Source organism: Subtercola lobariae, from assembly GCF_014640255.1.
GTDB lineage: Bacteria > Actinomycetota > Actinomycetes > Actinomycetales > Microbacteriaceae > Subtercola > Subtercola lobariae.
This window is the reverse complement of the sequence record NZ_BMGP01000017.1, coordinates 1-1,320: the sequence shown is the minus strand read 5'-3', so window position 1 is coordinate 1,320 and position 1,320 is coordinate 1. Positions and strand designations below refer to the sequence as shown.

The following is a 1,320-nucleotide window of genomic DNA, read 5'->3' as shown; positions in this document are numbered from 1 at the left end:
TTCAAAAGTTCCACGCATGCGTCCGCGAGGTAGTGCAGAAGATCGGTGGCGTCGAAATCGTCGGTAAGGGTATCGGCGAGGGTAATGAAAACTTCGGCGAGGCGGGTTTCTCGTGTCATGCGCGTTCCTTAGCGTCTGAGATTGAGGATACAGCTGCGGTCAGCTGATGCGGAGGGTGAGAGTAACGACGTCGCGGGCAATCTTGCTCACCGGTTCCGAATGGGTATACGCGTGAGCGCGGAGCAGCGACAGCGCGGAGCCTAAATCGATGCCCTGTTGCGCGGCGATCATCCCGGTAGCCTGATGCACTTCGGCCTGCAACGCGAAAGGATCTTCCAGCACCGGCGGGAGAGAACCGTCATCGTTCCCTGGGGCCTGGAGCAGCAACGCGGTCGCGGCTGCCACGTATGCCAACGCGACACCAAGTTGAGGTTCGGTGAGCGCACCTGCGGCGTCTTGGTAGATGGTGAGCACGCCGAGACTGATCGCGCCAAGCCTCAGCGGGAACGCGAACACCGCCCGAACCCCCAGGCGGAGCGCTTCTGGTGTCAGGCCCGCCCACTCCCCCGCGCCGTCGGCGAGATACGGACGGAAAATGATCCGGTCGGTTGCCGCGCAGGACACTTGCGGACCCTCGCCCAGGGTGAACGACAGCTGTTCCATCGCCGCAGCAACCCCGGCAGTCGCTGCGACCGTCAATGGTACGGCGCCAGGTGAAGACCAAGTCAGTGAAGTTCCGGTCGCGGGAGTCTCGATGGCGCAGGCGTTCACGAGGCGCTGAGCAGAACTATCACCCTCCGGCGAGGGGGCATGAATGTCGCGGAGGATGCGGGCGGTGTGTTGTTCGATGCTCATCAGGTTGCCTTGTTCTGCCACGGTTCACGGCGGGTATTCACACCCGGTACCGCTGCCTGAACCAAGAACCTGCGGGCGGCACTCGACGTGATCGTACGCGCCGAGAAACGTCGTTCATCATGAACACGTTTCACGGAGCCTCGATCCAGACGTGACGTAGCGAAAACCTCGAACGGAACCAGGTGGCCTGTTGTTCGAGTGGGAAGGTCAGCGGCCGGGGTCTGGGGCAACTACTGGTGAGCATATCTGACTCCTGGCACGCGCAACGACTGCCACGACGGCTTGCCCGGCAGCCGGATGATCGACTATCGTCTCGACGAATTGGTGCTCATCACCCCGGCACCCCATCGGGAACGGGACAGCATGAGCACAGCGCATCGATCCGACCCGGTGCAAGGCGACGGTGATGTCGGTCAGGCGTCAAGCTGGTTCGAGGTGCCGTTCACGTTGCCGCGGTGCGGGCTG

The 1,320-nt window shown here is 62.7% G+C and carries 1 protein-coding gene; it reads right to left on the bottom strand.

The window, feature by feature from the left end; translation table 11 throughout:
• Positions 1 to 159 precede the first annotated feature (159 nt).
• Entirely contained in the window at positions 160 to 855 is a 696-nt protein-coding gene (locus tag IEX24_RS19335; RefSeq protein WP_188681421.1) for an ANTAR domain-containing protein, read from the bottom strand.
• Between the last annotated feature and the right edge of the window lie 465 nt (positions 856 to 1,320).